Here is a 22,898-nt window from a genome sequence, read left to right on the forward strand (position 1 = left end):
ATCTCCTATCTTATCATGGTTGTCGTTAACTTTATGATAATGGAGATTCCTCTTTTTTTGTAAAAAAAATATAGAACCAATGACTTTTTTTGAAGTCATCAGTCCTATATATTGTAGAGCCAGAAAATTTTTCTGAGGGCGGTCCCATTGCATTCAAGGTATGATAGAGAAAGCGTAAGCTGAAGGCTTACAAGTTAATCTTTATTATAATTTTTGGAAGATTTCTACTTTTAGGTAGTCACTTTCCGGGTTACCTTTTGGTGCCGGGAAGTCGACCGGTAAGCCGAAGTCAGCTACGGGCATGATGTCCACACGTGCGTCATCTGAACCTTCACCGATCTGTTTAATGAAATCTTCTTTAGTCATGTTGGCTGCATTTGTTGAACTTACCAAGTAACCGCCTGTGTTTAAGATTGATAATGCTGAAGCAACTAGGTCGCGGTAGTCTTTGCTTGCTTGGAAAGTGTGTTTTTTCGTACGTGAGAATGATGGTGGATCAAGGACCACGATGTCAAAACGTAAGTCATGTGTTTTGGCATAATCTAAATAGTTAAAGACATCCATCACGCGGACTTTATGTTGGTCACCAATTTCTAAACCGTTGGCTTGGAATTGTTCTTGTGTTAATTGCAGGCTTCGTTTTGCCACGTCAACACTCATCGTTTCAGCTGCCCCACCTAGTGCTGCAGCGACAGAGAAAGCACCTGTGTATGAGAACAAGTTCAGCAATGATTTACCTGGTGCAATTTCAGTTTGAATGTAGTTACGGACGTTACGTTGGTCAAGGAAGATCCCTGTCATCCAACCGTCATCAAGACGAACGATGTAGTTTACACCGTTTTCTTGGATGGTTAAGATTTCAGGAATGTCGCCAGCTAAAACTTCTGATTGTTTAGCGCTACCTGTGCCGTCTAAGTTGAATCTGTTTTTCCCAACAATGCCTTTAAGTTCCGGGAATACATTGTTTAGGGCTTCTAGGATAATGTCTTTGTAGCGGTAAATACCTTCTGAATACCATTGGATCAAGGCGTAACCTGCGTACCAGTCGATTGTGAAACCACCGATGCCGTCACCTTCACCGTTGAAAATACGGAAGGCAGTGGTCATATCGTCGATTAACAAGGCTTGACGTTGGTTTTTGGCTTCTTGAAGTTTTGCTTGTACGAAATCAAGATCACCAAGTAAGCCTGTGTCAGCGTTTTGGTCAGTTGTTAGGATCCAACCAACACCTTTATGTTGCTTGGCCATGTAGCCGTATCCTAGGAATTCGTGGTCGATACCGATGATTTCGACTAGTTCACCTTCAGTAAATGATGGTGGATTAACGAAGTCTTTCTCAGTTAAAAGGATTTGTCCTTTTTTCACTTGGACTGTTGCCCATTTACGCAGTTCCATTTTTGGTAATTGTGTGTTCTTTTTAGCCATTTGTATTTCTTCTCCCTTTTATATACCTGTTGCTGATTTTCAAAATGTCATAGATCAGGTAACCGATGATTACCCCTGCGCCATTAAAAATGACGTCATCAATATGACTTACGCCTGTTTCTAAATAAAATTGCATGGTTTCAATTGATACGGAAAATAACAATCCCCAAAGTAACGTGATGAAGAAGGCACGCTTCATCTTAAAGATATAGGGGAGCATCATACCAAATGGAAAGAACCAAACAACATTCCCAAAGAAGTTATACCAGAAGGAAAATGCGGACCCGTTTCTTAACTTAATAGTATCAACCAGTGGTATCCAATTTAATTCACTCAGCGACCGTTCAAAGTTGAAGGACGCTTGCCACCATTGCCAATCATAACGTAATACGGTTAAATGTACCAACAATATTAAATATATGGCAAAGATAAATTTGATTGCTTCTCTAAACCAGTCAATCGAATAATTTGTATTCTTAGACCGTTTATAGAAAATGATTCCTGCTTGAATAACCAGTAAAGCAATCATATAGAAGATGGTTTTATCCAAACTAAACAACGATAACTCTACTAAATGGAAATTTAAAATTCTACCTGCAGAAATGTCTTCTAGCCATATAAGTAACGGCCCTAAAAAATACATCTTGTTTCAATCCTTTTGTTACCAGTCGATTGCTTTAAAAGCTATTCGACCTTATTTTTTTCTGCCAATGTTTCACGGTCATAAAATACTAGGGTAAATATTGTCCCAACGCCTGCTTCACTCTCCACGTGGATAGTCGCTTGATGTAATTCAACGAGTTGTTTAACAATCGATAAACCTAAACCAGATTCACCGAATTCATTATTTTTCCGGGAAATATCTGCTTTATAGAATCGCTCCCAGATATTTTCGACTTGTTCTTTCGTCATGCCCATACCTGAATCTTTTATTTTAATATAAGTTTCCCCATCTTGAAAGGCGCTAGACATAAAAATTTCGCCATAATCGGTAAATTGTACCGCATTTTGGGTGATATTGAAGATAATTTGGTGGAATCGGTCATAATCAGCATAAATCGGCACTTCATCTGGCATATCCAATTCAAATTTGATGTGTTTAACTTTGGCTGTTTCTGATAATTGGAGCGAAATATCCCTTAAAACTTCGGCTGCATTGAATTTTGATTTCTTCAATACAATTTCATTGGATCGTATTTTTTCAATATCCAGATTTTCGTTAACTAACCGATTTAATCGGTTGGCTTCCTTATACATCAAATCCACAGACCGGTCAATTTTATCTTCAGGCAATACTTTTTGTCTTAATCCTTCTAATAAACCAATCATAGTCGTTAGCGGGGTCCGAATTTCATGGGCCACATCCATCATCAATTGACGGCGGATGTTTTCTTGTCGGTCGATTTCCACTTCAGACTCCCTTAAGGCAACCGCCATTTGGTTAAAGTCCTTAGCTAAATCATCAAATTCATCAATATTACTGACCTCTAAACGAACCGAATAGTCACCTTGCGCAATTTTTTGGGTGGCCTCCTGGATTCGGCGAATCCGTTTATTCTGGTATCCGGCAATAATCACTGAAAAGATGACCGCAATAATCAAGGCAATCATGATCCCCTTAACCACATTGTGCACCAGGTTATCAATAATAGCATCGGATTGACTAGACGGCACCCCAATAACTAAGTAACCCGCAAAGGACTGGTTTTCTGCATTGGTTAGCGGCATGAAGATGGCTAAGGCATCTCCGACTTTTTCCGTAAAGCCCATTTCAAAAGTCCGTAAATTCAAGTCATGACCGTTTTCTAACGTCTTCAATTCTTCATCCGTCAACTGATTATTTGGAATGGCCACTGCTTCATCGGTTGGATAAATCAATTCGTTGTCCGCATTAAAATAGAACAACTTCATATTGGACGACTGCAGTAAGGGTTCCATTGAAGCTAAGAATTCGGGTGAAATGGTCTGTCCTGAAATAAAGCGGGCAATGTCATTCAATTGTTGTTCTTGCCTTAGGAGCACTTGGTTTCTTGAAAAAGAAAACAAAGTCACCCCCATGGCTACTATGGTCATACCAATGACCACTAGAAAGCTGAGAATTTGTTGGTAAAAAAAGTTCAATTTCATTGTTAAACACCGGTTTCGTCGAATTTATAGCCTACTCCCCAGACTGTTTGAATAAGTTGAGGCCCATACTCTTCCATTTTTTGACGTAGCTTTTTAATGTGGGCATCTACTGTACGCTCATCCCCATAGAATGGGTCTTCCCATAGCGTTGTCAGTAAGTGTTCCCGGGTAAATACTTGTTTTGGACGACGAGCCAACAATTGTAGAATTTCAAATTCTTTTGGTGTTAAATGTTGAATTAATTGGTCTTTATAGAAGGCTTCACGGTTTTGGCTGTTGATCCGGATAAATTCTGTTTGGATGTCAAATTGGTCCGCATTGCCCTTTTCCTCTGTGGCTTCAACTGATGATTCAGACAATTGGCTACGGCGGTATAATGCACGCATCCGGGCCATAAAGGTGATTGGGTCAAAGGGTTTGGTCACGTAATCATCTGCACCAAGGCCTAAACCAAGGACTTGTTCACTTTCTGCGTCACGAGCAGTCAGCATGATAATTGGTACTTGTTTATTTTGTTGGCGGATGTCACGACAGATTTGAATCCCATCTTTACTTGGTAAGTTTAAATCCAAAATCACCATTTCAATCGTTTCCTCGTTAGCTAAATAGTGTTGCCAGCCCTCTTCACCATCTTGGATAAACGTCGCTTCCCAGTCTTTTTGTTGTTCAAAAAACATACTCATCATCTCTGCAACACTTTCGTTATCTTCAATCATCAAGATGTTCATGTTTTCGTCCTCCTTATAAGTCAAATTATTCCTTTAATATTTAGTCCGGCGCTACTATTGGGTGGTTTAGGGCAGAATCTCTATTCCCCTATATTGTACCCTAAAATACCTAACGACCGGCTATCTTTACCTATCTTTTGGTTTAATTTTATAAAATATCAAAAAAATATGAACTTTTTTGGGGGAATTGGCGAATAAATACGTATGTAATAGATTGGAGGGGTAACCTCTATTGAGCCAGAAACCTTAGGAGGATGAAAAATGAATCAAGTGCAATTAATCGGACGTCTAGCCAGAGAAGTCGCCCTAACTGAAATTTCAAATAACCGCCAAGTGGTCAACAATGCAGTAGCCATTAACCGCAAAGGGAAAGATGGGACTGACTACGTCGACTTTATTCCAATTACCGCTTGGAATGGGACGGCTAAACTCATTGATACCTATATGCAAAAAGGCGATGAATTAGCGGTTGTTGGTCAATTACGCATGCACCAGTTTGAAAATAAACAAGGGCAAAATGTATCAACAATTGAGGTTCAAGTGTCTGAAGTGACTTTCCTTCGCAAGAAAATTGGCATTGATCAACCACAAAATCCAGATGAACAATTAATGGCCAATATTGAAACCCTGATTTTAGATTAATCAAGATAGCAAACTATACTAGCTCAATTTAAATTTGGCCCCCATCCAGATTTAGTAAGGTCCCACTTTCCAGTAGAAACTTGTTCCAGTACAATAGACTTAATGATAGGCTATTAAAAAGGGCTATTAACGAAACTATTGTAGCTAGGTTTTGGTTAGGGGGGAGAGCGAGTGTGTCTATTTTTCAGATTGTCTATGTCCTTTGCCTGGCCATCCAACTAGGCTTCTATTTTTCTTTCTCCAACACCATCATGCCCGTGCTTGGCAAACAAGCCGGCAACGTTGGGCAAAGAATCATGCAAGACATCAACAAACAGGTTGAAAACGACCGATTTCTAGGCAGTTTTTTTGCACCGATATTTTTATTCATTGCGTTGATTTTGCTGGGCAACCCAATTGACTGGCAAATATATCTGAGCTTTGTGATTTATTTTGTCGGTGTCATCGGCGTAACTATCGCCTTCAATATGCCACTAAACCGCCAACTAGCTAACCGGAAAATCCGAACCGATTGGACTGACTTTGTCCAACAATGGTCTAGGTGGAACCATGTAAGAACTGGGTCTGCCCTTGTCGCCTTAGCCCTAGCCATCAGCTAATAATAATATTAGCTAAACCATCATTAAAGAATTAAACATACCATCACCTAATTATTCACTAAACCAAACCTAATATCAGCTGGTCACCTGCACATGCATCAGCTATAGAAAAGGTCTTGTGACTGAAGAAAATCTTCGCTCACAAGGCTTTTTTATCGTGAATTTTTTAAGGCATTTTTACTGAACAATCATCTGGCTGAATGATTATCCGATATTATGTAATACAAAGACAAAAAATGACCATTACTGAATTCTGACCCCTGCTATAACCAAATGATTATATCCACGAAAATTGCAATTAAAAAAGCGATTTTCAAGCAGTCACCCACTGTCAAATCGCTTCATTCTATATCTATTCTTCTAAATTTATTCTACTGTGTAATTGCTGTATTTCTTAATTGCTCAGCGTATTGGTTAATCTTACGTAGTCGGTGGTTGACACCTGATTTAGAAATCGGTTCACCGTCAACCAGTTCCCCTAATTCTTTAATAGATGCCTCAGGGTTTTCCAACCGCAATAAGGCAATCTCTTGTAATTTTTCAGGCAATTCACCAATCCCTACGGTTGCTTGAATCAATTCGATATTTTCAACCTGCTTGGAAGCTGCTGTTACCGTCTTATTCAAGTTGGCATTCTCACAGTTGACAATCCGGTTGACTGAATTCCGCATGTCGCGAACAATTCGAATATCTTCAAACTTCAGCATAGAAGAGGTGGCCCCAATTAGGGCTAAGAAGTCAGCAATCTGTTCTGACCCTTTTAAATAAGCGATATAACCAGAGCGCCGTTCCACTGACCGCGCATTTAAATTAAACTGGTTCATCATAGTCACCAAGTCTTCGCAATGCTCTTCATATACTGAATAGATTTCTAAATGATAAGCTGATTTTTCAGGATTATTCACTGACCCACCAGCCAAGAAAGCTCCACGCAAGTATGACCTACTCCGCTGTTCATTCTCCATCATTTCGGCTGAAATATTTGGATTGATGACCAAAGTATCTAGAATTTCCAAATCCTTCAAGATTTCCTCAACCCGGTCTTTCACCCGCACGATATAGATATTATTCTTCTTTAATTTCATTTTCTTCCGAACAACCAACTCACCGTGGGTATGAAAAAATTCCTTCAACAGTGAGTAGATTCGTCGGGCAATTGCAGCATTTTCTGTCTGTACATTTAAGATTAATTGCCCATTCATAAGGGAAATCGATCCGTTCATACGTAGAATGGCTGCTAGCTCTGAACGCGCGTGCTCATAGTCCACTGTTAGCTGAGTGAGTTCTTTCTTTACATCTCCTGCAAATGAAGCCACCAGCTCACCTCTTTCTTATTCACTTTATTTTATGCGATCGTTCATGACATCCATAATAGCGCCGACTAATTTATCCTGGTTGTGGTAAACCCCACTCTTTTCAAGATTTAAAAAGTCACAGCCAACCACCTGACATTTTTGATCTGCCAAGCCTTGACGGTCTTGTGTGATTTGAACTAAATAGTCCTTTTCACTGGCACCCTCCAAGTATTCAAAGGGTACTGGGGTTTTATTCAATAGCACCGTGTCTATCGCCTTAGCCCCTAAGTGTTCGTTAATTACACGTACATGGTCTGCATCTGAGAAATGCTCAGTCTCGCCAAGTTGTGTCATGATATTACAAATATAGACAACTTTTGCGGGCGTGTCAACAATTGCGTTTCGAATTTCCTCAATTGCCACATTTGGCAAAATAGACGTGTATAAAGAACCTGGGCCCAGAATGACCATATCGGCCTGCATAATTTCTGACACCACTTCACGCCCAGCACGCGGACTGGTGATTGGGTTACCCGACACATCCACTTTCGGTCGGTCATTGGCCAAGCGAACAGTCACTTCTTGAATTTGGTCAGGGTGGGCTACAACAGCCGTTTCCCCTTCAATCATAGTCCCATCTGCAAAATGTCCTTGTAAAACAAGCGCCTCCTCACAAGCTGGCAAGACCTTGCCATCCACTTCCATCATATAAGAAAGGAGACGCAAAGCGGCAAAGGTATCGCCCCGCATTTCAGCAATGGCTGCAATGATTAAATTCCCAATCGCGTGACCAGAAAATTCTTTATCTTCTTCACTAAAACGGTATTGAAATACATCTTTATATATTTTCTTCATGTCCGATAGCGCAACTAGGCAGTTACGGATATCTCCTGGAGGAATTGTACTGACTGCATTACGTAAAGATCCACTCGACCCACCATCATCAGCCACTGTGACGATGGCTGTCACATTACAATCAGCATTCTTTAGACCTTCCAACAAGATAGGAAGGCCCGTTCCGCCTCCGATGACCGCAACCTTCGGCCGTCTAGCCGGACGTGGATTCTTATTTATCACGATAGGTTCATCGACTCTTTTCTTTTTGTGCGATCACGGTGGATGATGTTGACCTTGTAACCTAGGTCTTGGATATGGTGGGCCACACGTTCAGTCAAGGCAATTGAGCGGTGCTGACCGCCTGTACAACCGATAGTGATCGTCAGACTAGACTTCCCTTCTTTTTCATATAAAGGTAATTCAAAATCTAATAAATCAGTGAATTTACGGTAGAAAGTCTCTGTTTCTGGCTGAGACATGACATAGTCATAAACTGGTGCATCTAGCCCTGTCATCGGGCGTAATTCATCGATATAATGCGGATTTGGTAAGAAACGGACGTCCATCACGATATCTGAATCAATAGGTAAACCATATTTGAAACCAAATGACATGACGTTAACCGTGAAGGTACCCTGATCTTCAGATTGGAATTCGGTCAACAATAACTCGCGGAATTTACGCGGTGTTAAGTTTGTCGTATCAATCACTGAAGATTCCTTACGAATATCATTTAATAAGATTTTTTCTTTTTGAATTGCTTCTAAGACAGAAACCCCATCTTTTTGAAGTGGGTGGGCACGGCGTGTTTCTTTATAACGAGCCACTAAAGTCTGATCATCCGCTTCTAGGAATAATACGGACATTTCAATGGTGTTCGTGTTGTCCATGCCATTAATCTCTGTTAATAACTCATCAAAGAATGAACGTGACCGTAAATCAATCACTAAACAGATTTTACTGATTTTCCCCGTTTCTTTGATTAAATCCCAGAATTTAGGTAATAGTGACGGTGGCATATTATCCACGCAGTAGTAACCCATATCTTCAAAACTTTGTAGGGCGACCGTTTTACCGGCACCGCTCATACCTGTGATAATGACTAATTTTAATTGATCATTCAATTTGTTTTTTCCTCCTTAAAGGGGAGATGAAAGGTTGCCCTTTTATCGATAAAGCTGCCAGACAGCATACACTTAAGCCGTCAAGTCGTTTAAGGCTGCCTCATATGCCTTAATTTTTGCTTGTGTTGCTTCTAGTGAATCAGCGACCACACCAATATAGAACTTGATTTTTGGTTCTGTACCTGATGGTCTAACGGCAATCCATGTTTCATCTGCTAGATAGTATTTCAATACATTTGATTTGTCCATGTCTAAGGCTTCAGTAGTACCGTCAGCGAACTGGCGCGTATCTTGTAGGTAGTCCTCAGTTTCAACAACTGCTTGACCAGCGATTTCACTTAAACCTTCCCCACGCAAATTGTTTAGGATGGCTTCGATTTTAGATGCACCCTCTTGGCCTGGTAAGCTTACAGAGATTGTTTTTTCTTGGTAGGTGCCGTATTCAGCAAACAAGTCTTGTAAGCCGTCATAAGCTGTTTTACCTTGTTTCTTGTAGAAAGCAGCTACTTCAGCTAATAATAAAGTCGCTTGAACGGCGTCTTTATCACGAACGAAGGCTTTCACCAAATATCCGTAACTTTCTTCGAAACCGAATAGGAAAGTCTTGCTAGCATCAGCTTCATAGTTTTTGATCTTTTCCGCAATAAATTTGAATCCAGTTAATACGTCAACTGTTTCAACACCAAATGATTTGGCAATCGTTGTTGGCATCTCACTTGATACGATGGATTTTAAAATCACTCCGTTATCAGGTAATGTACCTGTATTTTTCTTAGCGGTTAAAATATAATGCGTCATTAATGCGGCAATTTGGTTACCAGTAATCACTTGGTAGTCACCATTTGGCAATTTCACAGCTGCACCCATACGGTCAGCATCCGGGTCAGTCGCGATTAAGATATCCGCGTCATTGTCCTTACCGTACTTTTCAGCCACTTCAAAGGCACCCGCTTCTTCAGGGTTTGGTGATTTAACCGTTGAAAAATCAGCATCCGGCTCTTTTTGCTCAGCCACATAGGTGACATTGGTAAACCCAGCGTCAGCTAAAGTCCGTTCCACCAACATTTGACCCGTACCATGTAGGGGTGTATAAACAATAGATACTTGGTCAGCCATCTCATCAATCACAGCTTGGTCCACCACAACAGCCTTCATATTGTCTAAGTATTTTTGGTCAATTTCTTCACCAATAATCGTAATTGTGCCGTCAGCCTTAAGCGCTGCTTCATCGCCCACTTCAACAGTTAATGGGTTTTCAACCGCACGTACGTTGGCCGTTACAGCATCCGCGTCCACTGGTGGCATTTGTCCACCATCTTCACCGTAAACCTTGTAGCCGTTGTAGTCAGCCGGGTTGTGAGAAGCTGTGATCATAATCCCCGCAAAGGCATTTAATTCACGAACTGCAAATGACAATTCAGGCGTTGGGCGTAATGCTTCGAATACGTAAGATTTAATCCCGTGTGCCCCTAAAGTCTTCGCCGATTCCATAGCAAATTCAGGTGACATATGACGAGAATCGTAAGCAATCGCCACCCCGCGGTCCTTCGCATCTTGACCATAATCTTCTAGTAAGTTAGCCAACCCTTCAGTCGCTTGACGAATGGTATAAATATTCATCCGGTTAATGCCGGCACCTAAAATCCCGCGCATACCAGCTGTACCAAAACTCAATGGTTGATAAAAAGCATCCTCAAGCAATTTTTCGTCAGCTTCAATAGACGCCAAATCTTCTTTCAAAGCACCGTCTAACTCTTCAAAATTACGCCATTGTAAGTAAGTTTCTTTCCAGTTCATCATGTAGCCTCCCTAATTTTAAAAGCGATAACATCTTAACCTTATTGTATCAAATTTTATAAAAAAAGATATATCAAAGACAAGCTGATTGGCAATTTCATATAGGTGCTAGCTTAAATGAAGATTGGTCCTTTTTCAATCAAAAAGGAGGTAGACCATAGCCTACCCCCTTCAAGTTAACGCACATTCACCTTGCTTTAACTGTTTTTTTATATGATGTTTAGAAATAGTCGTTTAGGGTTTCAATGTAATTGAAGGCTTCTTGGCCACCAATGGCACCGTCACCGACTGCTGTTGAAATTTGGCGCAATTTCTTTTGACGAACGTCACCAATGGCGAAGATACCAGGAATATTTGTTTGCATATCTTCATCTGTGATCACCCAACCTTCTTCATCTGTGATGTTTAAATCAGCAAATGCTTCGGTATTTGGAATCAAACCAACATAAATGAAGACACCATCTGTATCCACGTCAGTGATTTCACCAGTTTTAATGTTTTCAACGGCTAAACCAGTGACTTTCATGTCGTCTCCTTTGATTTCTTTGACAACTGTATCCCAGGTGAAATCAACCTTATCGTTAGACATAGCACGGTCTTGTAAGATTTTTTGAGCTCGTAATTCGTCACGACGGTGAACGATATTCACGTTTTTACCAAATTGGGTTAAGTAAGTCCCTTCTTCAACGGCTGAGTCGCCCCCACCGATTACACGAAGGTCTTTATCACGGAAGAAAGCCCCGTCACAAACCGCACAGTAAGAAACACCGCGGCCTGAATATTTATCTTCACCTGGCACACCCAATTTACGGTGAACAGAACCAGTTGCGATAATAATCGCTTTAGCTTGGTAAGTTTTACCCATATCTGTTTCCAGTAAATGTGCCCCTTCATTCGGCGTTACTGTAGTGACCGTCCCAAATTCGTGGACCACACCAAATTGCATTGCCCCTTCATACATTTCATTGGCCAAGTCTGGTCCTTGAATGTTTTTGAAACCAGGGTAATTTTCGACATCCGCTGTATTGACCAATTCGCCCCCAGGGATTCCACGTTCTAATAATGCTACGGACAAGTTAGCCCGTGATGCGTATAAGGCAGCAGTCATACCCGCTGGTCCTGCACCAACCACAACTACATCAAATTTTTGAATTTCTTCTGCCAAATCGTACACATCCTTTCTTGTAATTTTTCATTTTTATAATCAATTGCTTTTCTTAACGCCGCTTACAATTCTAACACGATTTAAGGGAAAAAGATTGCAACTAGCTCAAGCTAATTACAACCTTTCACAAAAATTCTCTAATTAAAGTTCATCTTCAATGGATAGTAAATATTCTTTCAAACCTTCTTTGATATCGTCTTGTTGAAGGCCGTATTCAATGCTTGTTTGCATGTAGCCCAATTTATTCCCAACATCATAACGACGACCAGTAAACTCATACGCAAACACACGTTGCGTTTTGTTTAAACGGTCAATAGCATCTGTTAATTGGATTTCGTTACCAGCACCCTCACCTTGTGTTTCCAACAAGTCAAAGATTTCTGGCGTTAACAAGTAACGACCGATAATAGCTAAGTTTGATGGCGCATCTTCTGGTTTAGGTTTTTCAACGAATTGTTTTACATTGTAGATTTTTTCAGAGAATTGCGCTTCAGGATCGATTACCCCGTATTTATCTGTATCTTCATGTGGTACAGGCATTACCGCAATGTTAGACGCCTTTGTGACATCATAAGCGTCAATCAATTGTTTAGTTAATGGCACTTCGTCAACCATCAAGTCATCCCCAAGCATTACGACAAAAGGCTCGTCACCAACAAAGGCTTTTGCTTGTAATACCGCGTCTCCTAACCCTTTTGGATAAGATTGACGTTTGAAGAATAGGTTTAAACCAACCGTTTCCCCGATGATTTCAAGCAAGTCATCGCGACCCTTATCTGCCAAGTTCGACTCTAACTCCACATTTGAGTCAAAGTGGTCTTCGATTGGTCGTTTACTTTTTCCAGTAACAATTAGAATGTCTTCAATTCCAGAAGCCAGGGCCTCTTCTACGATAAATTGAATCGTTGGTTTATTAACAATCGGCAACATCTCTTTCGCCATTGCCTTTGTTGCAGGTAGGAACCGTGTACCTAGCCCTGCTGCAGGAATAATCGCTTTTCTTACTTTCGCCATGAATGAATCCTCCATTTATCTGTTAAATTTTCTCATTTCATTATAAAACAAATTGCCGTTAAAAAATATCCTTTAAGTCATCTTCAAACTGCAATTCACCTTTGCGTTCTCTAGCCATTAAGGCGGTGATCACATCTTGAATACTAGATTCTCCTTGAATCACCTTGTAAATTGCTTGGGTAATCGGCATATCAACGCCCTCTTCTTGGGCCAATTCATAGGCTGAAACAGCTGTCGCAAACCCTTCAACAACCATACCCATATGGTCTTCTACGTCTTTCACAGCTTGACCTTGACCAACTTGTTGGCCGGCCCGCCAGTTTCTTGAGTGGATACTTGTAGCGGTAACAATCAAGTCACCGACTGCTGAAAGGCCCATAAAGGTTAACGGATCAGCGCCCATGGCCACCCCTAACCGGGTAATTTCAGCAAGTCCTCGGGTGATTAAAGCCGCCTTGGCATTGTCCCCGTAACCTGCTCCCACTAAGGCGCCAGCACCTAAAGCGATAATGTTTTTCAATGATCCTGCCAGTTCCACCCCGATGATATCTGGATTGGTATAGACCCTGAAGTAGTCATTCATGAATACTTCTTGGACTAAGTGACAGGCCTCGTCATCAATTGAAGCCGCTGTTATAGTCGTAATATCATGTTTGACCACCTCTTCTGCGTGGCTTGGGCCTGATAAAACCACCACCCGCGCTTGGCCGATTGGCTGGAAGACTTCCGTTAAAATCTCAGAAATCCGCAGATGGGTGCTCTGCTCTAATCCCTTAGCCGCGTGCATAATGACCGGTAATTCGTGCACATTTTTCTCCTGTAAAATAGTAACCACCTGGCTTGCTACCTGCCGTATGGCCTTGGTGGGCACGACGATGTTGATCAAGTCTGCCTGGTCCAAGGCTAGGGCCATATCATTTGTTGCAATGATATTCTTCGGCAACACTAGATCAGGTAAATAATGGTCATTTTTCCCAGTGGTTTGAATCTCATGGGCCTGTTCTGGATTATGCGTCCATAAGGTCACCTGATGGCCATTTTCTGCAAGGACCATGGCAAGTGCTGTTCCCCATGAGCCAGCGCCTAGTACGGCAATATTTTTGGACGTCAAGTCATCACTTCTCCAATCTATTGGTATATTTTCTATTTACTTGATTTGTAAGCCGGACCGTTGTGTTCAGAGTAGTATTCATAATACTTGTCGTTCATGCGGCGTGCAGCAAAAATCAATAATGCGCCGATGAATAAGACGGCGGCTAATACTTGGCTGACACGGAATGGTCCCCACCACAAGCTGTCTGTCCGCAACCCTTCGATGAAGAAGCGGCCAAATGAGTACCAGATCAGATATAGTAAGGTGGTGTCGCCAATATGCAAGGTTTTATTGCGTGAACGGACGAATAATAGAACAACTACCCCAAGGATGTTCCAGACTGATTCGTACAGGAAAGTTGGATGGTAGTAAGCTCCGTTGATATGCATGCCGTCAACGATGAATTGCGGTAAATGTAAGGTATCTTGCAGGAATTCTAAAGTCACTTCCCCACCGTGGGCTTCTTGGTTAACGAAGTTACCCCAACGACCGATGGCTTGCGCTAGTAATAGGTAGGGCGCTACAGTATCCGTTACGAATAAGGGGTCCATTTTCTTCGATTTAGCGTAGAAGTAAAGGGTTAACCCTCCGGCGATGACACCACCATATATGGCAATCCCACCGTTCCAAATTTGTAGTATTTCGCCTGGATTTTGTAGGTAGTAGTCAAGTTCAAATAAAACGTAGTAGGCGCGCGCTCCGATAAAACCGATTAGAATGGTCCATACAGCTGCGTCTAAAATAAATTCTTCATCCCAACCCTTACGACGAAAATCTCTTGAAGCAAATGTAAGGGCTAATAAAATAGCAGCCCCGATAAAAATCCCGTACCAACGGATTGGCCAGCCGAATATATCAAAAGCGACTGGATCTATTGCAGCTATATTCATCATTTTGTTCTTTCTCTCCTATGTGTTAATTCCTTTAGTTAAATCTTTATTTAATAGCATTTATAATTTGTTGTTATCGATGAGTCTTGTTAAACGGTCGTTAAACATTTGTGCAGCGTCAAAGCCCATTGATTTGGCTCTAAAGTTGATAGCTGCTACCTCGATAATACTTGAAATATTCCGTCCAGTTTGGACAGGAATGGTAATTTTGGGAATCGCGACCTCTAAAATTTGTTCACGCTCTTCTGCAGTTCCTAAGCGGTCAAAATTGGCCCCCTTTTTCAAATCTTTCAAGTCAATAATCAAGTTTAGCTGTTGTTCTTTACGGACTGCACCTGCCCCGTAAAGAGTCATCACGTCAATAATCCCAAGACCACGAATTTCCATGACATTACGTAGAATTTCAGGCGCTTCACCCATAATTGTCGTGTCATCACGTTGATAAAAATCTACGCGGTCATCAGCCACTAAACGGTGACCACCTTTTACAAGTTCTAAAGCGGTTTCTGATTTACCTACACCAGAATGGCCAGTAATCATAATACCCAGCCCATATACATCCACAAATACCCCATGTTTTGAGATCCGCTCTGCTAAGTGAGCATGCAACATTTCCGCTAAGTTACTAGACAGACGGGTCGTCGTTGTTGTTGAACTTAATACAGGAATATGATTTTCTTCAGCAGCTTGAATCACTTCATATTCCGGTTGTAATCCTCTAGAGAAAATAAAGAATGGTGTATCTTCTTTTGAGAGACGGCGCATAATTAATAAACGCTCATCCGAAGTCATTCTAGACAAATATGTATGCTCTGCACGTCCAAACAATTGGACACGCTCAGAAGGATAGTAGTTAAAATAGCCGGTAATTTCCAAACCAGGTCTCGAAATATCACTGGTAATGATCTCGCGGTCTAAATAATCTGCACCACAAATAACCTCAAAATCAAATTTTTCGACTAAATCTTTCACGGTTACCTTTGTCATATACGGTTTCCTTTCTTAACAAGTCACTTTGCCCCTATTTTACCATACTAGACCCATATGGACAGTTGGATAAGCTGTAATTTGTGAAAAAGAAAAATCCGCCCGTCAATCTGGCATTCAGATCAACAAGCGGATTAGGATTTAAAATATAGATTCGACTGCGTCGGCTCTCGCACCCTCGTCGAGTTCGAGCCTCCAGACAGGGCTGCGTTTCAGCTTAAGTTGTAGCTGACTTCGCCATCTACTGCCTTAAACTTCCACCGTTACGAGTCTAAGCGACATTTTTCACATCCTTCTTTATTTCGCGGATTCGATAAATTTCTCAAAGAACCAATGGTACATCGAGAACAAGAAGGCTGCGGCGATTGCGTAAAAGAAGTTTGCGAATACGAAGGATGTTGGGAAGAACAATCCTACGATAATAAACATAAAGCCATTTACAACTAATCTAAACAAGCCAAATGTCAGGATATTCAATGGTAATGCCAACAAGTTTACGATAGGACGAATAATTGAGTTCACAATACTCAATACGATAGCTACTAAAATTGCTGACCAAAAATCTGCCACATATACATTTGGGGCAAGGATCCATGAAATAGCCATCAAGCCCAAGGCATCAATCAGTGTCGCTAATATAAAACGTCTCATAATTAAAAATCACGCCAACTTTCTTCCTCATCAAGAGTATCTTTTGAATCTTTATTATAGCTAGATTCATTATAGTCGTCCTGATCTTCAGCATCAAATGATTTAGTCTGACGGTATGCGTCACGGTCATGTCTGTCTACACGTGTACGGCCTTCATCTCTTGGTAAAATCAATGCTAACAATAGATAAATCAGTATCCCAGCTCCGCCAGAAAGTGTGACGAAGACAAAGATTACACGGACAATCGTTGGGTCAATTTCAAAGTACTCAGCAATCCCGGCACAAACACCATCTAATTTTACGTCATTACGTGATTTTGTTAATTTCTTAGCCATTCTATTCACTCCTACCTTCTTAGTGGCTTCTGTTGGGCATTACAAAAATTAAAATAATGTAGATTAGCCAAACTGGAAACTGTGTCAAACTTAATAATACTGCGATGATACGGACTAAATTACCAGAAATACCAAAGTATTCACCAATACCACCACATACCCCAAATAAGTAACTATCTTTTCTTGACTTCATTAATCTCCCTGACATATTAAATCTCTCCTCTACGCATATCAGCATCATCTTTCACGCGAATATTACCACGCATTGTCTTCAAGTTCACTCGATAAGCCTTTTCTCCAGCTACATCATAGTAAAATGCTTTTTGTTTGTTAAATTGATCGTTGACTTGTGATTGACTCTTAATCAAATCTGATCGGAACATAATTTCACCTTGGTTGGTGTGGGCTACCCCATCAACCGCTGTACCTGCTGGCATATTCAATTTAATATCGCCATTTTTTGTTTCTACTTGGGCACGAACTAAAGGTTTTGCGTCCATTGTAATCACGATGTCCCCATTTAAGGTTTCCATCAATACATTTTCTACGTGACCTTTCAATCGTTGGCTACCATTCAATGATTTCACCACTAAATCTAAGGCTTCCACATCGTTTAAGGTTAATTGACCATTTTTCGTATCCACTTCAATCATCGAAGCTGTAAAGTTTTCGATATTAATCGCGCCGTCAACTGTTTGAATATAGATATCATTCGTATCCATATCTTCAACCGTTACAGGGCCAGAAATTGTTCTCGCTTTAATAAAGTCTAAGCGGTCTTTTGGCACTTGTACCACAATATCTGTCTTGATAAAACGAGAAATCATATTCAAGCTTAAGGCCCCGTCAACAAATTCTAGGTTTGCTCTTTTTTCAAAGGCAGTTTGCGCATCTTCCTCCTCGAAATCGCCGTATAACTTACCAACGACTGTTAATTTCGTAGTTGGTTGGTCCCAAGATGTTAACTCAATTTGACCAGCCGCAATTTGAATATCCACCATTGATAATGGTTCAGTGTATTCATAGGTCGCTTCAAAATCATGGGTAATCAATTTAGGAATTGGAATTGATCCGCTACCTTTTTCAAATTTCACAGTTTTTGATACCCTATCTTGCACTTGGTCTAAAACTGACCGTGTTTTAGTGAAGAAGTCGCCAACGATATTTTTGTAGTCGTAAGCATTTGCTTGAGTTTCTTCTTCAATCGGTTGGCTTTCGTCAACTTTTGAATCTGCTTGTGCCGTCGCTTTTGATGGTCTTGGATTTTCCGTATCGATTTGAATAATATCTTCTTTCAATTGGTGGATTTGCTCCGTCAATTGGTTGATTTCTTCAGTCAAACGGTCAATTTCAATATGAGTCACTTCAGATTTTTCTTCTTGGTTAACCAAATTTTGACGCTCAGTTAACTTGCTTGCGAGTGACGCTTCCAAGTCTTTTTGAATAGCCACTTTTTGTGTACGCCCAGTAATATCATCTTGATTTACCGCTTGGTCATTTTCCCAATCAGCATAAAAGTCATCTAAGATATCTTTTTCTTCCTCAACTTGCGTTTGTGTTGTAGGGTTTGATTCAGCTTGCTTCGCTCTATTTTCTAATAAGATAATCGCTTCTTCGTTTGTTAAAATGCCTTCTTTAACTAAGTTTAAAATACGTTCTTTATGATTCGTCATTGTGACAACCTCCTAGTTGTTTAGCTTTCCTTTGTTATCTATATTTTGCCAACTTTGGAGGTAAATGTCATAGGTCTATGGACCTAATTTCACAATTGTTTGATTTTAGCCCTATTGAACCCCTGTAAAAAAGGCTTTGGACCCGTCGTTGCTGGCAGACACTTGTAAGTGGACTGGAATTTGTTGTTTCAATTCAGCCACGTGAGAAATAATCCCAACAATACGGCCGCTCGCTTGTTGCAAATCAGTCAAGGTTTCAATCGCTTGTTGCAAGGATTCCTGGTCTAAGGTACCAAAACCTTCGTCAATAAAGAGCGTGCCAATTTCAATACCACCGGCATCATTTTGAATCACGTCAGACAGACCAAGGGCCAAGGCTAAGGAAGCTTTAAAGCCTTCTCCACCAGATAGAGATTGGACCGACCGCTTCCCACCAGCTTGGTAGTCAAAGACAGCTAGGTCAAGTCCTTTAGCCCCTGCACCAGACTGTCCTTCGACAATCCGTCTAAATTCATACCGCATTTGAGTCATGGCCATCAATCGTTCATTAGCATATTGGAGAATTTCATCAAAGTACAAACCTAAAATATAGCGTTCAAAGGAAATATAGCCAAAAGCCTTCTCTTTCCCATTGGCTACCTTGTTTAGGAGCGATAGTTCCCCGAAATGACGCCCTTTTTCTTGGTAGGTTGCGAAACTATCCTTAAATAGGTAAATAGCATGGTCTAATTGGGCTTTGATTGAAATCACCTGATCTTTTCTAGCTTTAAATTCAGCTAATTTAATCCGTTCTTGGGCAATTTCCGCTTGGTAAGTCTCGGCATTTTTATCTAAGCCAGCTGTTTCAATTTCTTTTTGATTTGTTGCTTTGTTTTCATTAAAGGCATAAACCTCATTATCAAAACGTTGAATTTCACTTTCAATAGCTGCCCAATTCTTTTGACTTTGATGGATTTGACAGATGTCTTCCTGACTTTCTTGACGGTCGGCCATCGCGTTATCCAAAGCAGTTTGATCAGCTTGTAATTCTGCTAGCCCTTGCTTGATTTGATCTTTATATCCTGCAATCTGTGTGGTTAGCTGAGCAACTTCTTGCTGGTGCTTATCTAATTGAGTCTTCAACTCTTGGTCTTTAGTTGTAATTTCCGCTAAGGTCTTGTTTTTTGCCTCGTATTCAGCTGTGACAGCAGCTTTTGAATTGCCAACTAATTGATCTTTTAATTGGTCGATTTCTTTCCGCAATTCTTCAACAGCGCTTTGGTTAGACGCTGTTTGCCCTTTAAGAGTTGACGCCTCGATTTGCATATTATTCAAAGTCGCCTTCGCTTCATCCACTTGCTTAGTCGAGTCATTTAATTGTTTGTCCAAATCTTGCTTGGTCTGGCATAACTTATCTAAATGAGACTTGCTTTGTTGAATGTCTTCAGCTTCCTTATCTAGATGAGCCCGCCATACTTCAAGTTTTTCATGATTACTTGTCGCATCCGTCGCTATGCCTTCAATATCTTGGTTAGCAATTATTCGGTCAAACGTCCCCTGAATGGCAGATAGACGCTCTATTTTACTTGAATAAGATTGGAAAGCTGTTTGCGCAGCCTCCACCCCTGCCTCCACCATTTCTTTTGTCACTGCATCCTCTTGCACACCAGCTGGTGCTGGATGATGAATAGATCCACAAACTAAACAAGGTTGACCTTCAACTAATTGACTGGCTAATTCTCCAGCCAGATTTTGGCTATAAGCCAATTCCAAACGATTTCGTCCGTCTACTTTTGCTTGATAGACTCTCTGGTCAGCTTCTACTTGAACAGTAAGGTCTGCAATCTGTTGGTTGGTTTTCACCATGTCCTCATAATTTTTTACCAACAAATTATATTGATAGATTTTTTGATCAACTAAGACTTGTTGTTGGTTGATATCCCCTACTTGTTCTAACTCTGCTTGCAGTTTTTTCAGAGATGCTTGCCCAGCTTCGACCGCTTTTTCCTGGTCTTGAATCTGACTGGTTAATTTTGTCGCTTGTTCAGCCAAACTTTGGCCGTAAGCCACTTGCTTGTTGAGACTACCTTCTTGTATTAAATAGTTATCCCATTTATTTTCTTGAATAGCCAAGTCTTGCAATTCTGCGCGCAAGCTATCTACTCGTTGAATCTGGTCTTGCCAGTCAGCTTGCTCTGCTTTGACAGTTTGTAAACGACCATTCGCTTCTTGTAATAAGCCCGTTTTCTCATTCACCAGTTTTTGTAATTGCCCCTGTTTGTGCGCTTGTTTTTGAATTTGTTGGATCAACTGGTAAGCGTTTTGTGTTTCACGGTACTGTTGCAAAGACTTTCGTTCACTAGTAATGGTCGCTTCACGTTCTTTGATGGAAGCTTCTTGGTGATGTAATTTATCCTGTCTAGCTAAAAGCTTAATAAAGCCTTCTAGCTGTTGAATAGTAGTCTCAAAACCAGTGATTTGTTGACTTAAATCGGCATTCTTTTTGTCCAGGTCAACTACTTTAGTGCCAGCCCATTCAGAAAGATTTTGATAATCTTCTTGGTCTACCCAATTTTGAACCCGGTCTTTTTCTGTCAAGCTCTTGTCAGCCGTATCGACCTCTTCATCAACATTTTCCGCGATTGCTATCGCTTCATTATCTACAAACGTCACAAATGATTGGCTATGTTGGTCTACCTGTTTCTTCAAGGCGCCCACTTCCTGGTTAGCTTGCTTAAACCGTTCAGCAATGGCTTGTTGGAACCGGTCTAAATAATCAGTATGGAATATGGTCCGTAAAATGGCTTCCTTTTCGCCCGAGCTAGCTTCCAAGAGTTTTTTAAACTCTCCTTGTGGCAACATGACAATTTGTCTAAATTGATCTGCTGACAAACCAAGAACTTCAACTAACTTACTATCCACTTCTTGCGTTTTACTTAGTGAAAAATCTTCCCCTTCTAAGGTTACTTCCGCATTCTGCTCTCGAATTAAGCCCCTTTTAGTCGGCCGTTTTTGCTTGGGAATCCGTTCCACCGTATAGGTTTTCCCGTGAATCATAAAGGTTAACCGTACATATGCAACACTTTCATCTTCAGCTAACTGCGACTTCAATTCATTAATATCGCGCGATGAACCAGAAGTCTTTCCGTATAAGGCGTAAACAATGGCATCAAAAATGGTCGTTTTACCAGCACCGGTGGATCCTGAAATCAAGAATAAGTTCTGATCGCCTAAGTCTGTATAGTCTAGGCTCGTTTTTTCTTTATAAGGTCCAAAAGCCTGCAATTCAAGTTTAATAGGTCTCACTATGCCTTATCCTCCTTTAAGGTTGATTGGAAAATATCACGGACAATTTCCGCTTGGAATGCTGATAATTCTTGGTCCGCATTATTTTGATAAAACTGAGCAAACTGGTCCCATACAGGTGTCGCTTGCACTTCGTGACGTTTGGATTTCAAGTCTTGTCGCTGTCTATTTTCTAAAGCTACATACTCTAAGCTCATGGCATTTGGGTACCGTTTCTTCAAGCGATTCATAGCTTCATGCTGAGCATAGGCGTCCGTTAGTTCAAAGAAAATATAGTCATCTGATTGCCCTTGTAACAAATCTTCAAATTGACCGCGCATAATCCGCATATCCTTATCGGGCTTTAATTCATGCTTCACAACTTCAATGGTGTCCGCCTTTTTATCCAAGTCGATCTCTAAAAAGGCCTTATGATGATGAACTTCTGACTTAGAAAACTTCAAGGGTGAACCAGAATAGCGAATTCGCGGACTACCTACTTGTTGCGGTCCGTGTAAATGACCAAGCGCCACATAATCAAAGCCATCAAAGACAGTATGGGGTACATATTCACTGGTACCAATGGACAAGGGACGTTCTGAATCGGATTTTTCTAAGTCTTCCCCCGCCCCTTCAATGGCCCCAGCTGTTACATAACCATGGTAAAGGATGATGTTGACCCGACTAGGATCCCATTTGTCTTTAATTCGCGCTACCTGTACCTTAGTCGCATCCTCAATACTACGGATAGTTTCTTCAGGATACAGGCGTTTAATTGTTAGATGATCGCTAAATGGTAATAGATACACATCTGCGTCCCCAACTTCAACCTTTTGAATCTCGGTGCTAGGGACACCAGCCATGTGTAATCCTTGTCCTGACAGTAAACCTGCAGCATAACCTACACGTTCACCTGAATCATGGTTTCCAGCGATAATACAAATGGGACAAGCTAGTTCTTGTGACATTTTCGTTAGCGTTTCATTGACTAACTGAACCGTTTCACCACTAGGTAAAGTACGGTCATATAAATCACCTGCCATAATCACCAAATCAGGCTTTAAAGCGACGGTTTGTGCTAGCCAGTCATTTAATATGGTACGTTGGTCTTCTATTAGAGAGTGGTTATTGACCACTTTTCCAATATGCCAATCCGCTGTATGTACAATTTTCACTACTATCCCACTTCCTTCTCATAATCTTTCATTTTAAAGAAAAAACACTATGTTTCAAGATGAATGTAATATTTATC

Annotated in this window: 21 protein-coding genes; 2 read left to right on the forward strand and 19 right to left on the reverse strand. The window is 40.9% G+C overall.

What is annotated here, in order from left to right; translation table 11 throughout:
• Positions 1-204: 204 nt before the first annotated feature.
• The 4 genes from AC973_RS06845 to AC973_RS06860 are packed head-to-tail and all read right to left on the reverse strand — an operon-like array spanning position 205 to position 4,280.
• Positions 205-1,425, reverse strand: a complete 1,221-nt coding sequence (locus AC973_RS06845; RefSeq protein WP_048729037.1) for a class I SAM-dependent rRNA methyltransferase — start codon at positions 1,423-1,425, stop codon at positions 205-207.
• A complete protein-coding gene (locus AC973_RS06850; protein WP_048729039.1) occupies positions 1,418-2,068 on the reverse strand; it encodes a VanZ family protein in 651 nt (216 codons plus the stop codon). Before AC973_RS06850 ends, AC973_RS06845 begins: the two co-directional genes overlap by 8 nt.
• A gap of 41 nt (positions 2,069-2,109) precedes the next feature.
• Positions 2,110-3,552, reverse strand: a complete 1,443-nt coding sequence (locus AC973_RS06855) for a sensor histidine kinase (RefSeq protein ID WP_048729040.1) — start codon at positions 3,550-3,552, stop codon at positions 2,110-2,112.
• 2 nt (positions 3,553-3,554) lie between these two features.
• Entirely contained in the window at positions 3,555-4,280 is a 726-nt protein-coding gene (locus AC973_RS06860; RefSeq protein ID WP_026465264.1) for a response regulator transcription factor, read from the reverse strand.
• A 261-nt stretch (positions 4,281-4,541) separates the two neighbouring features.
• On the opposite strand from AC973_RS06860, the gene AC973_RS06865 reads away from it, so the two are divergent.
• On the forward strand, positions 4,542-4,922 hold the full coding sequence (locus AC973_RS06865) for a single-stranded DNA-binding protein (RefSeq protein ID WP_048729042.1): 381 nt from the start codon (positions 4,542-4,544) through the stop codon (positions 4,920-4,922).
• A 173-nt stretch (positions 4,923-5,095) separates the two neighbouring features.
• Positions 5,096-5,521, forward strand: coding sequence for a DUF1772 domain-containing protein (locus AC973_RS06870; protein ID WP_048729044.1), 426 nt, complete (start codon positions 5,096-5,098; stop codon positions 5,519-5,521).
• 371 nt (positions 5,522-5,892) lie between these two features.
• On the opposite strand, the gene whiA is transcribed toward AC973_RS06870, so the two are convergent.
• The 15 genes from whiA to AC973_RS06945 form a co-directional block, all read right to left on the reverse strand.
• Positions 5,893-6,837: a DNA-binding protein WhiA gene (gene whiA / locus AC973_RS06875; RefSeq protein WP_048729046.1), complete on the reverse strand. Its 945-nt coding sequence runs from the start codon at positions 6,835-6,837 to the stop codon at positions 5,893-5,895.
• A 24-nt stretch (positions 6,838-6,861) separates the two neighbouring features.
• Entirely contained in the window at positions 6,862-7,893 is a 1,032-nt protein-coding gene (locus AC973_RS06880) for a gluconeogenesis factor YvcK family protein (RefSeq protein WP_048729049.1), read from the reverse strand.
• Positions 7,890-8,777 carry an RNase adapter RapZ gene (gene rapZ, locus AC973_RS06885; protein ID WP_048729051.1) on the reverse strand — a complete coding sequence of 296 codons (888 nt, stop codon included), beginning with the start codon at positions 8,775-8,777 and terminating at the stop codon, positions 7,890-7,892. The genes AC973_RS06880 and rapZ overlap by 4 nt, the downstream gene beginning before the upstream one ends.
• Positions 8,778-8,849: 72 nt before the next feature.
• Positions 8,850-10,574, reverse strand: a complete 1,725-nt coding sequence (locus AC973_RS06890; RefSeq protein ID WP_048729053.1) for a phospho-sugar mutase — start codon at positions 10,572-10,574, stop codon at positions 8,850-8,852.
• 220 nt (positions 10,575-10,794) lie between these two features.
• Positions 10,795-11,739: a thioredoxin-disulfide reductase gene (gene trxB, locus AC973_RS06895; protein ID WP_082148265.1), complete on the reverse strand. Its 945-nt coding sequence runs from the start codon at positions 11,737-11,739 to the stop codon at positions 10,795-10,797.
• 141 nt (positions 11,740-11,880) lie between these two features.
• Positions 11,881-12,753 carry a UTP--glucose-1-phosphate uridylyltransferase GalU gene (gene galU, locus AC973_RS06900; protein WP_048729055.1) on the reverse strand — a complete coding sequence of 291 codons (873 nt, stop codon included), beginning with the start codon at positions 12,751-12,753 and terminating at the stop codon, positions 11,881-11,883.
• A gap of 58 nt (positions 12,754-12,811) precedes the next feature.
• Positions 12,812-13,864: an NAD(P)H-dependent glycerol-3-phosphate dehydrogenase gene (locus AC973_RS06905; protein WP_082148266.1), complete on the reverse strand. Its 1,053-nt coding sequence runs from the start codon at positions 13,862-13,864 to the stop codon at positions 12,812-12,814.
• Between the two features lie 32 nt (positions 13,865-13,896).
• A complete protein-coding gene (gene lgt, locus AC973_RS06910) occupies positions 13,897-14,739 on the reverse strand; it encodes a prolipoprotein diacylglyceryl transferase (protein WP_048729056.1) in 843 nt (280 codons plus the stop codon).
• Between the two features lie 57 nt (positions 14,740-14,796).
• Complete coding sequence (gene hprK / locus AC973_RS06915; RefSeq protein WP_016897954.1) at positions 14,797-15,723, reverse strand: HPr(Ser) kinase/phosphatase; 927 nt, start codon at positions 15,721-15,723, stop codon at positions 14,797-14,799.
• Between the two features lie 297 nt (positions 15,724-16,020).
• The gene (locus AC973_RS06920) at positions 16,021-16,374 is read right to left on the reverse strand and encodes a phage holin family protein (RefSeq protein ID WP_048729058.1); all 354 of its coding nucleotides are present in this window, start codon (positions 16,372-16,374) and stop codon (positions 16,021-16,023) included.
• 2 nt (positions 16,375-16,376) lie between these two features.
• Positions 16,377-16,709 carry a PspC domain-containing protein gene (locus AC973_RS06925; protein ID WP_048729060.1) on the reverse strand — a complete coding sequence of 111 codons (333 nt, stop codon included), beginning with the start codon at positions 16,707-16,709 and terminating at the stop codon, positions 16,377-16,379.
• 19 nt (positions 16,710-16,728) lie between these two features.
• Entirely contained in the window at positions 16,729-16,917 is a 189-nt protein-coding gene (locus AC973_RS06930) for a PspC domain-containing protein (protein ID WP_016897957.1), read from the reverse strand.
• A gap of 1 nt (position 16,918) precedes the next feature.
• Entirely contained in the window at positions 16,919-18,382 is a 1,464-nt protein-coding gene (locus AC973_RS06935; RefSeq protein ID WP_048729062.1) for a DUF4097 family beta strand repeat-containing protein, read from the reverse strand.
• A 111-nt stretch (positions 18,383-18,493) separates the two neighbouring features.
• The gene (locus tag AC973_RS06940; RefSeq protein WP_048729064.1) at positions 18,494-21,667 is read right to left on the reverse strand and encodes an AAA family ATPase; all 3,174 of its coding nucleotides are present in this window, start codon (positions 21,665-21,667) and stop codon (positions 18,494-18,496) included.
• Positions 21,667-22,821 carry an exonuclease SbcCD subunit D gene (locus AC973_RS06945; protein ID WP_048729066.1) on the reverse strand — a complete coding sequence of 385 codons (1,155 nt, stop codon included), beginning with the start codon at positions 22,819-22,821 and terminating at the stop codon, positions 21,667-21,669. The genes AC973_RS06940 and AC973_RS06945 overlap by 1 nt, the downstream gene beginning before the upstream one ends.
• Positions 22,822-22,898: the final 77 nt, after the last annotated feature.

It is taken from the genome of Carnobacterium sp. 1290_CSPC (assembly GCF_001053265.1).
Lineage (GTDB): Bacteria > Bacillota > Bacilli > Lactobacillales > Aerococcaceae > Aerococcus > Aerococcus urinaeequi.

Bases quoted from the DNA above. Each gene is read 5' to 3' on its own strand.
- AC973_RS06845 (WP_048729037.1), bottom strand. From the start codon at position 1,425: ATGGCTAAAAAGAACACACAATTACCAAAAATGGAACTGCGTAAATGG.
- AC973_RS06850 (WP_048729039.1), bottom strand. From the start codon at position 2,068: ATGTATTTTTTAGGGCCGTTACTTATATGGCTAGAAGACATTTCTGCA.
- AC973_RS06855 (WP_048729040.1), bottom strand. From the start codon at position 3,552: ATGAAATTGAACTTTTTTTACCAACAAATTCTCAGCTTTCTAGTGGTC.
- AC973_RS06860 (WP_026465264.1), bottom strand. From the start codon at position 4,280: ATGAACATCTTGATGATTGAAGATAACGAAAGTGTTGCAGAGATGATG.
- AC973_RS06865 (WP_048729042.1), top strand. From the start codon at position 4,542: ATGAATCAAGTGCAATTAATCGGACGTCTAGCCAGAGAAGTCGCCCTA.
- AC973_RS06890 (WP_048729053.1), bottom strand. From the start codon at position 10,574: ATGAACTGGAAAGAAACTTACTTACAATGGCGTAATTTTGAAGAGTTA.
- galU (WP_048729055.1), bottom strand. From the start codon at position 12,753: ATGGCGAAAGTAAGAAAAGCGATTATTCCTGCAGCAGGGCTAGGTACA.
- lgt (WP_048729056.1), bottom strand. From the start codon at position 14,739: ATGATGAATATAGCTGCAATAGATCCAGTCGCTTTTGATATATTCGGC.
- hprK (WP_016897954.1), bottom strand. From the start codon at position 15,723: ATGACAAAGGTAACCGTGAAAGATTTAGTCGAAAAATTTGATTTTGAG.
- AC973_RS06920 (WP_048729058.1), bottom strand. From the start codon at position 16,374: ATGAGACGTTTTATATTAGCGACACTGATTGATGCCTTGGGCTTGATG.
- AC973_RS06925 (WP_048729060.1), bottom strand. From the start codon at position 16,709: ATGGCTAAGAAATTAACAAAATCACGTAATGACGTAAAATTAGATGGT.
- AC973_RS06930 (WP_016897957.1), bottom strand. From the start codon at position 16,917: ATGTCAGGGAGATTAATGAAGTCAAGAAAAGATAGTTACTTATTTGGG.
- AC973_RS06935 (WP_048729062.1), bottom strand. From the start codon at position 18,382: ATGACGAATCATAAAGAACGTATTTTAAACTTAGTTAAAGAAGGCATT.